Source organism: Cyanobium sp. WKJ7-Wakatipu (genome assembly GCF_024345355.1).
In the GTDB taxonomy this organism is placed as follows: Bacteria; Cyanobacteriota; Cyanobacteriia; order PCC-6307; family Cyanobiaceae; genus Cyanobium_A; species Cyanobium_A usitatum.
In genome coordinates, this window is record NZ_JAGQAY010000028.1 from 25,107 (window position 1) to 32,059 (window position 6,953).

Sequence of the window (6,953 nt, forward strand, 5' to 3'; positions counted from 1 at the left end):
GAGCGGGCAGGACGCAGGACATTGATATCCAGGTAGTCCCACTCCTCAGCGTTAACCGGATCAACAGCAGGCATCGACCGCAAGGAGGTACATCAGTACCACTCGGATCCATCGTGGAGGTCAAGGCAAGTCGAAAACCGCCATGTCCGTCTCTGTCTGGTGGATCACCTCCAGCAGTTGCTCAAAGACCAAGCGGACTCTTGGGGTGTCCTCTGGGCGGTGGGAGGCATGAAGCGCCAGAACCGTGATGCTGGTGGTCAGCTGCTCCATGGTGAGCAGGGCATCCCGTTGGATCTCCTGGGTAATGGCAGAAGTGATGAGTGGAGACATGAAGTGTCGTGCGACTGCTTTTAGTGTTCCCACAGCCACAGCGAGTAGGCGACTGTCACAAGACGCATGGACCATCAGGCCATGCGTCTTGTGACAGTCGCGGGGGGGTGTTCACCCGGGTGCCTTGCAGATAACTTGCCGGTTTTGGTGAGACCCCCAGCTAGCCCCCCCCAGCAGGGCACACGGCAGAGCTGGTAGACGCAACGGATTTTGAAATCTCCGTCACAGGGGTGGATCTACAGGGATGTTGCTCATCGCAGCCTTGGGTCAGTCGTCACCAGGCCAATGGACTTCTTTCAGCTGCTCTGTGTTGCCGTTCGCGGCCTAGAGGAGCATGGCAACGAGGGCAGGATCCTTGACGCCCAGCTGCTGCAACACCTCATCCAGAACGGAGCTGCTACCTACCAGGAGATGGAGGACATCCTCGGCACCTCGAACGCGTCTATAAGCCGAACGGTGGCGCGACTTAGTGAAGTGAACCGCCTGGGCAAGCCCGGCTACGGGCTAGTGGAGAAGCTGATTGACCCAAGCGAGGGCCGGCGTTACCTCGTTCGGCTCAGTCCCAAGGGCGTTTCGTGGATGCGGGCGCTCAAGCAACAGCCCTAGCTGCCTGTCTTCTCTCCACGCACGTGGCGTCCGCCTTCGAGGCCCCAGTGCTCGCCGCCCACGGAGAGAGGGCTACCTGAAACGCTGCCGCGGCCCTGCAGTATTCCCGCTCCAGGCACTCGACTAGCGCGTAGGTGCTGTCCGGTTTATTCGGCAAAAGCAGCCGCGCCAACCTTGAAGCGAATTGCACCTTCCGAGGGCAGCGGCCGATGGCCGCTAGCCCTCCTTCACCAGGCCGATAGTCACGGCATAGGCCAACACCTGCTTGGCCGCCTCAAGCACCTGCTTAGCCCGGGCCATGGTGTCCGCCGGGCCGCGGCCGCGGCGAATGTGGAGCTCGATGCGATCGGCAGACAACACGAGCTGGCATTGCTCGAGCACGGCCCTAGGGGTATCTGGCCGGTCCATCAGCAGGGCCACCAAGCCGGGGTGATGCCAGAGGGCCTGGCCAACACCATCAGTACCGACAAAGGCTTCCTGGACGGCGGCCACGATCTGTTCAGTAGTGGGTTGCCCGGCAGCGCCCCTTTGGGCTTGCCGGCGCTCACCGGTGCTGGTCCGCCCGATCGGCTCAGACCAACTGAGGCCAGTGCCCGGCAATGAGGCTGTGGCCCGGGCTGGGCCCTCCCAGTTGATCGGGATGTTCACGGTGGCGCCGCGGCCGCCGATGGAAAAGCTGCTCAAGCCCTTGCCAGTGATGTTGAACCTGAACGGCCCGAAGCGCAGGCCGCGCCTGAATCTGAATCCCATCACCATTCCCCCACGAGTAGCACCCGGCAGGTGCTGGCCTCCGGCACCAGCTCGAGGGCCACCAGCTCCGCATCTTCTCGGCTGTTGGCTACTAGCTCTAGGCGATGTATTGGCTGGCCTTGGTTTTCCACCAATACCAAGTAGTTGCTCATTGCACTTCTTCTTCTTGTTCGGCCAAGGCGCCGTAGTACCCGCTATCCCATATTCGCTGTGACATCAACGCAAACTCGATCGCTTCAGGCAGGCCAGGCCAGACCTGAAGGGAAGCAATCACCTCAGTGATGTCTGGGTCAATCACGTTTAGTACATCAACGTGGCCATGGAGGCAGCAGATCACCTCAATTTGCCATTCCAGCTCATTTTCGGTCCTACCTACGACATGTATTACTTCGACCATTTCGTCGGTCGTGTCCGTGAAAACCCACCAGCTGAGTGGCGGGTGGTGGGATTCTTTGTCCCATCGGGGGATGCCACGCTGGACGAGCTCCGCTGTAACTTCTCCGATTGTTTGCATAATCATGCGGCCTCCAGTTGATGTTTAGCTTGAGTGTGATCGATGTAGACGCCCATAGGCAGGATCTCGCTGTTATGCCAGCCCACCGACTCCTTCCAGCACTCTTCCGGGAAGATCCCCATGGCCATGAAGTTGGGATCAAAGAGCAGCTTGCGCTCGAGATCAACGACGGTTGAGTGCTTATCGCTGGTAGCGATCTGCCAGGGGCGATCAGGTTCAAGGTCCCTGATCACGAAAAGGTTGTGGCTGGCAAGCCAGTGGCAAGCGCCAGCCGCCGCCCATGCCCAGTAGCCAGGCTGTGGCCCTCTCCGCCCTGACCAGCGCCAATCCATGTTGTCGTAATCAGCCGGGCGAAGTTCAAGGCTGAAAGGCCGCGGCCGATATTCATAGCCGTGGTCCTCCGCCCGGGCCTCGGCATAGCACTCCATCTCCTCGTGCATGAGCTCGAGGATGTAGCGCTGCTCAAACAATGGCCGTAGCCGGCGCCACCGCTTTTGAATTGGGTAGAAGGAAGGCTGGAGCGCTTCGGGTCCTTGCTTGGTGTCCTTCATGCCACCAGCACCTCATAGGCAGAGGCGACACGAGCGAAGGTCTCGGCGTTGCCGTTGGCTGTGTCGGGGTGGTGCTGTTTGGCTAGCTGCCGGTAGGCGATCTTTATCGCTTCGGGTGAGGCCGAAGCATCGACGCCAAGCACGGCGCAAGCTTCGCGCTTCTGGTCCTGGGCGCCATTCAGCACTTCCTTCATACGAGCCCAGGCATCGGCGAAGCCGTTGCCATCAAGGGCCCAGCAGCGATCGCGGATTTCCGTGAGTACCAACTCTGGATTATTTGTGAGGCGCTCCACTGCCTCTGTCCCATAAATCAAGAACGCGAGTTCGATGACGAGCTTGAGGCGCCCGCGCAGACCCGTGGTGAGGGCCTCGAGGCTCTTGCCTAAGCCGGGGTGCTTTTGATCTAGCTCCCAGCTGATGGCAAAGGCACCTGGCTTACGGTCCGGTGCCGGCCTAGCTGGTGTGGTGGTAAACCCTCGGGCCTTGGCATCAGCCACGCGTTTTGCTTCCTTCCGGTCCCAGAAACTCCGATCGATGCCGGTCATGGGAACGGCCATCAGCTCAGCGCGAAGCGCCTGGAGGCCACTGCCCTCTGGCTTACCTGCGGCGGCATCCCAACGGCTGTTGCCAACGGTTAGCGCCGCCCATGCGGGGAATTGCTCGAAGCGCACCTGCCAGGCCCTGGCTGTTGCTGGGCTGAGCTCGGCGCCAGCTGTCAGGAGCTGGGCAACCTGAAGCTTGAGGGCAGTGTTTTCAGCTGTTAGGCGCTCCACCTGGAAGGTGATGGCCAGAAAAGCAGCGTGGTGATCGTGCGCCTGGTCACGAAGTTGGTTTAAGTCGAAGCTCATTGCGTGTCTCTGGTTTGCCGGTCTTGCCGGTTGAGTAAAAACTAGCGCTTGACTTGTGGCTTTGTCAACCGATATCAAGCTGTTGCTGCTCGGTGCCCACCAGGCGGGGGGCACGCTTGCGACGTTGCAATCGCTCGATATCGGCCTGGGCTCCAATCCAATGACGCTGGCTAGGGGCTTGAAGAAACCCAGGCCCGCGCTCATTGAAAACTTCGCGGAGGTAGCTCTCGACCTCCATTTTTTCTTTAAGCGTGGGCCAGGTCTGGGCGATCAGCTCCGCAGGGGTGCGGGGGCAAGGCATTGGTGGCTCTCTCTGGTTTGGACCGCAAGCGGTCGTTGGTTAAATCTTAGCGCCGTACTTGTGATGTGAAGTCCCACTTGGGGCGGGGGCATCGGCCCCCGTGCTCCTTCAACTACCACCCCAGCTAGCGCCGGTAGTGGGCCATCACAATCGCCTCAGTAGCGGCCCGGACATAGCCGTTCCACTCCCACACCGGCAGCGGGCCACGCTCCGCCGCACGCATCAGCAATCGCCATTGCTGCGCCACTGCTGCGTTGTTCTCAACGCCGGCCATGGCCCCCTCCCGTTCTTCCCGATACCAGCCGGTCAGGTTGGCCACCTTGCTGACGCTATTGCGCACCTCCGCAATGAAGGCCGGCCGCCCCTTGGCGATCGGGACCGACTCCCGCGTTACCTCAACCATGACGCTGAGCCTCCTCAACGTCGGCCAGCCACCACTCAGGCTCCGACCACGGGGTCAGCGCCACCAAGGCATGGCACGTTCTCTCGCGGTGAACTTCGTCCGGCTGGTTTGAATCCAGCGCACGGCTTACCCGCAACAGATCCTTGGCTGCTTCCTTCCAGAGCGCCCGGTCTTCTGCTTCATTACCAAACATTGGGTCCATCAGTTTTTCTCGATAGGGGATTGATTCGGCATCGGGACCGACTCCCGCGTTACCTCAACCATCGCCGCAGGAGACAGGGGCGCCATCCCAGACCGTGCTGGAGGGGGTGGCGCATTCGTTGCCGGCGGCGTCGGTCGTTATCCGGTGGCGCTGCGGGCCTAGACGCGATCGAAAGTGGATCTGATCGGTAGGCAGCCAGGTGCCATCCCAGAACCCGTCCCGCCGGTCGGCGCTGGGCGTGAAATCCTTTTCCAACTCGACCGTGGCCACATAGGCGGCGGTGCGGCTCTCCACCCGGAAAAAGTTGACGTGCTCATGGCGGCGGCCACCTTCGACAAGGATCTGGCCGGGCTCGTACTTGAAGGCGCTCATCGCTGGGCGTCCACAAAGACCGAGAGGTCGTGTTGCCAGCTGTAGCCGGACTCGCTGATCTCTCGAAGGGAACGCTGGAGGGCGTGATAGCGCCCAGCCAGGTGGGTGAACTCCGGGCGGAAAGCGCCCTGCTCGTCGTCCCAAAGAGCCACAAGGTCGCGCTGCTGAAGCAAGGTGCGCACCTCGGTGATGGCGTGTTCGAGGCCCGCTTGGGCCTCCTCAATCAGCTCGCCGATGTGATGGGCATCGCTGACCGATAGCTGGGGAAGCCCCAGCCGTGATGGTGTCGTTGTCATGGCTCTTGGTATCTGGTTTGGTTTGTTTTGGTTTGGTTTGGCCCCCATTGACGAGGGCCGCGGGTGATCAGTAGCCCTCTTCTGGGTGCAGATCAGCGTTATCAGCTGTCAGCACATCCCAGAGCGGCTTGAGCAGGTGGTGGACGGGCGCCTGCTGCTCGTAGCTGACCTCCCCGCCCTCCACGATGCAATCGAACTCCAGGGGTTGCCCTTTGGGTTCTTCGAGCCGCCAGGGTTTACGGGTCAACCTCGAGCGCCACAGCTTTTGAGTGGTGGCAATAGCGGCGTAGGCCTCGTCGCTATACAGGAACCGCATCAACCCATAAACCGCGCCGCGGTTCTCTTTGGTCATCACCAGCGGATCGTGAAGCACCACCCGGTAGCCATTCCAGGTGCGAAAAACCGACGCACTCAGCTCCACCCCACTTTCAGGTGGCTCGCCTTCACCTTTGAAGAGCGGCCAGTGACGGGAAACCAAACGCTGGAACGCAGTGCTCCCTGGTGGATACATGGGTTCCACTTCACGCCCAAACCGCCCCACGGTCAGTTCCCGCAAGGCACGCACCAGCTCCGCCCTGGAAAGGGGGTAGTGGACGCCATAGTCGGTGCTCAGGCGCGGGTCCCAAAGCTCCTCACCTTCGCCTCTGATGTCGATATCGATCATCGGTAGCAACGGTGTATTCAGCACGGCCGCGCCATAGCGGTTGCGGCTGATGTAACCCACCTCGAGCCCATCCACTTGGATCGACCTCAGCAGTGGCTCAATGCCGATCTGGTAGCCCAGGTGGGCGTAACCCAGCGAGTCACTGGGGTCAACCAGGTGGCGCTGCTCCTGCGCATCGAGGTTCTTAAACCCCGCATGATCGATGGAGTCAACCATCCACCACGGCCGGCCAACGGTGTCAGGCATCCGCTTGGCATGAAGGTCCGCCTGGCGTTGCTCGAGCAGTACCCGCAGCTCGGGCCCGCTTTGAAATAACGCGGCGTTAGCCGCTTCACAAACACTTGTAGTCATAAAGCTCTTGGCTGGCTTGATTACCTGATTGGGTGCGGCTCAGGCGGGCCGCGGCCCTCATGCCAGCACTTGCTTGGCCTGGGCATAAGCGGCTTGCACCGCCTGGAACTGTTCTGTGGTGCCGCCATGGTCAGGGTGGGCCTTGAGCACCGCACGGCGATAAAACCCCTGCAGCTCCGCCCGGCTCATGCTGTGCAGCTCACCCTCATAGGTATGCAGCTCGAGGGTTTGCGCCCACTCAGCAAAAACCTCAACCTGGCTCCAGCTATCGACGAATTGCGCACGCTTGGCAGCGTGTTCAGCCGCGGCTGCGGCGAGGCTCAGGTAAATCCGCGTTTCTCTTCGGCCCAGCTTTACCCAACGGCTAGCCGTAAGGAAGTCGTAGTCGTCGGGCATCGACCAGCTCGACTTCCTTAGCTGGCGGTAGCTACCGCTAAGCCCGCCGCGATACATCCGACCATCACGGGGTTCAACCACCCCATCACGATCGACCATTTCGTAGTTGCGGTGGTCAACAAACAGCAGCCGGGCTGTTTCTTTGACGATCCGATACCGGCGAAAGCAGAACCGCTCACAGCGCTGGCGGTACTCATCGGAAACGTAGTGATCAAAGTCAGAGTCTTCGATCGCATAGACGTACGTGATTACCCAGCTCACTCCGCACAGGGCGAACTGGTCGCATAGACTGGTACGCATATACCAGTTAGCCCATGTCGCGCAGTGCCGTCCAGTTTCAGAAAGGCCTCTCGCTGCCTGAGTTCCAAC

The 6,953-nt window shown here is 60.8% G+C and carries 14 protein-coding genes; 1 reads left to right on the forward strand and 13 read right to left on the reverse strand.

Annotation, left to right across the window (positions count from 1 at the left end; translation table 11 throughout):
- Positions 1-120 precede the first annotated feature (120 nt).
- Positions 121-330: a hypothetical protein gene (locus tag KBY83_RS12660; RefSeq protein ID WP_255019875.1), complete on the reverse strand. Its 210-nt coding sequence runs from the start codon at positions 328-330 to the stop codon at positions 121-123.
- A gap of 285 nt (positions 331-615) precedes the next feature.
- On the opposite strand from KBY83_RS12660, the gene KBY83_RS12665 reads away from it, so the two are divergent.
- Positions 616-936 (forward strand): hypothetical protein, encoded by a 321-nt coding sequence (locus KBY83_RS12665; protein ID WP_255019876.1) that lies wholly within the window; start codon positions 616-618, stop codon positions 934-936.
- Positions 937-1,152: 216 nt separating this feature from the next.
- On the opposite strand, the gene KBY83_RS12670 is transcribed toward KBY83_RS12665, so the two are convergent.
- The 12 genes from KBY83_RS12670 to KBY83_RS12725 form a co-directional block, all read right to left on the reverse strand.
- Positions 1,153-1,692: a DUF4236 domain-containing protein gene (locus tag KBY83_RS12670; protein ID WP_315858980.1), complete on the reverse strand. Its 540-nt coding sequence runs from the start codon at positions 1,690-1,692 to the stop codon at positions 1,153-1,155.
- A complete protein-coding gene (locus tag KBY83_RS12675) occupies positions 1,686-1,838 on the reverse strand; it encodes a hypothetical protein (protein ID WP_255019878.1) in 153 nt (50 codons plus the stop codon). The genes KBY83_RS12670 and KBY83_RS12675 overlap by 7 nt, the downstream gene beginning before the upstream one ends.
- Positions 1,835-2,206, reverse strand: coding sequence for a hypothetical protein (locus KBY83_RS12680; protein ID WP_255019879.1), 372 nt, complete (start codon positions 2,204-2,206; stop codon positions 1,835-1,837). The genes KBY83_RS12675 and KBY83_RS12680 overlap by 4 nt, the downstream gene beginning before the upstream one ends.
- Entirely contained in the window at positions 2,203-2,751 is a 549-nt protein-coding gene (locus KBY83_RS12685) for a hypothetical protein (RefSeq protein ID WP_255019880.1), read from the reverse strand. Before KBY83_RS12685 ends, KBY83_RS12680 begins: the two co-directional genes overlap by 4 nt.
- Entirely contained in the window at positions 2,748-3,599 is an 852-nt protein-coding gene (locus tag KBY83_RS12690; RefSeq protein WP_255019881.1) for a J domain-containing protein, read from the reverse strand. Before KBY83_RS12690 ends, KBY83_RS12685 begins: the two co-directional genes overlap by 4 nt.
- A 64-nt stretch (positions 3,600-3,663) precedes the next feature.
- Positions 3,664-3,900, reverse strand: coding sequence for a hypothetical protein (locus KBY83_RS12695; RefSeq protein WP_255019882.1), 237 nt, complete (start codon positions 3,898-3,900; stop codon positions 3,664-3,666).
- A 124-nt stretch (positions 3,901-4,024) separates the two neighbouring features.
- Positions 4,025-4,303 (reverse strand): hypothetical protein, encoded by a 279-nt coding sequence (locus tag KBY83_RS12700; protein ID WP_255019883.1) that lies wholly within the window; start codon positions 4,301-4,303, stop codon positions 4,025-4,027.
- Entirely contained in the window at positions 4,296-4,505 is a 210-nt protein-coding gene (locus KBY83_RS12705) for a hypothetical protein (RefSeq protein ID WP_255019884.1), read from the reverse strand. The genes KBY83_RS12700 and KBY83_RS12705 overlap by 8 nt, the downstream gene beginning before the upstream one ends.
- A gap of 54 nt (positions 4,506-4,559) precedes the next feature.
- Positions 4,560-4,877: a hypothetical protein gene (locus KBY83_RS12710; protein ID WP_255019885.1), complete on the reverse strand. Its 318-nt coding sequence runs from the start codon at positions 4,875-4,877 to the stop codon at positions 4,560-4,562.
- Positions 4,874-5,173 (reverse strand): hypothetical protein, encoded by a 300-nt coding sequence (locus KBY83_RS12715; protein ID WP_255019886.1) that lies wholly within the window; start codon positions 5,171-5,173, stop codon positions 4,874-4,876. The genes KBY83_RS12710 and KBY83_RS12715 overlap by 4 nt, the downstream gene beginning before the upstream one ends.
- Positions 5,174-5,240: 67 nt before the next feature.
- A complete protein-coding gene (locus KBY83_RS12720) occupies positions 5,241-6,188 on the reverse strand; it encodes a hypothetical protein (RefSeq protein WP_255019887.1) in 948 nt (315 codons plus the stop codon).
- 57 nt (positions 6,189-6,245) lie between these two features.
- On the reverse strand, positions 6,246-6,884 hold the full coding sequence (locus KBY83_RS12725; RefSeq protein WP_255019888.1) for a hypothetical protein: 639 nt from the start codon (positions 6,882-6,884) through the stop codon (positions 6,246-6,248).
- Positions 6,885-6,953: the final 69 nt, after the last annotated feature.

Bases quoted from the DNA above. Each gene is read 5' to 3' on its own strand.
- KBY83_RS12660 (WP_255019875.1), bottom strand. From the start codon at position 330: ATGTCTCCACTCATCACTTCTGCCATTACCCAGGAGATCCAACGGGAT.
- KBY83_RS12665 (WP_255019876.1), top strand. From the start codon at position 616: ATGGACTTCTTTCAGCTGCTCTGTGTTGCCGTTCGCGGCCTAGAGGAG.
- KBY83_RS12670 (WP_315858980.1), bottom strand. From the start codon at position 1,692: ATGGTGATGGGATTCAGATTCAGGCGCGGCCTGCGCTTCGGGCCGTTC.
- KBY83_RS12675 (WP_255019878.1), bottom strand. From the start codon at position 1,838: ATGAGCAACTACTTGGTATTGGTGGAAAACCAAGGCCAGCCAATACAT.
- KBY83_RS12680 (WP_255019879.1), bottom strand. From the start codon at position 2,206: ATGATTATGCAAACAATCGGAGAAGTTACAGCGGAGCTCGTCCAGCGT.
- KBY83_RS12685 (WP_255019880.1), bottom strand. From the start codon at position 2,751: ATGAAGGACACCAAGCAAGGACCCGAAGCGCTCCAGCCTTCCTTCTAC.
- KBY83_RS12690 (WP_255019881.1), bottom strand. From the start codon at position 3,599: ATGAGCTTCGACTTAAACCAACTTCGTGACCAGGCGCACGATCACCAC.
- KBY83_RS12695 (WP_255019882.1), bottom strand. From the start codon at position 3,900: ATGCCTTGCCCCCGCACCCCTGCGGAGCTGATCGCCCAGACCTGGCCC.
- KBY83_RS12700 (WP_255019883.1), bottom strand. From the start codon at position 4,303: ATGGTTGAGGTAACGCGGGAGTCGGTCCCGATCGCCAAGGGGCGGCCG.
- KBY83_RS12705 (WP_255019884.1), bottom strand. From the start codon at position 4,505: ATGGACCCAATGTTTGGTAATGAAGCAGAAGACCGGGCGCTCTGGAAG.
- KBY83_RS12710 (WP_255019885.1), bottom strand. From the start codon at position 4,877: ATGAGCGCCTTCAAGTACGAGCCCGGCCAGATCCTTGTCGAAGGTGGC.
- KBY83_RS12715 (WP_255019886.1), bottom strand. From the start codon at position 5,173: ATGACAACGACACCATCACGGCTGGGGCTTCCCCAGCTATCGGTCAGC.
- KBY83_RS12720 (WP_255019887.1), bottom strand. From the start codon at position 6,188: ATGACTACAAGTGTTTGTGAAGCGGCTAACGCCGCGTTATTTCAAAGC.
- KBY83_RS12725 (WP_255019888.1), bottom strand. From the start codon at position 6,884: ATGCGTACCAGTCTATGCGACCAGTTCGCCCTGTGCGGAGTGAGCTGG.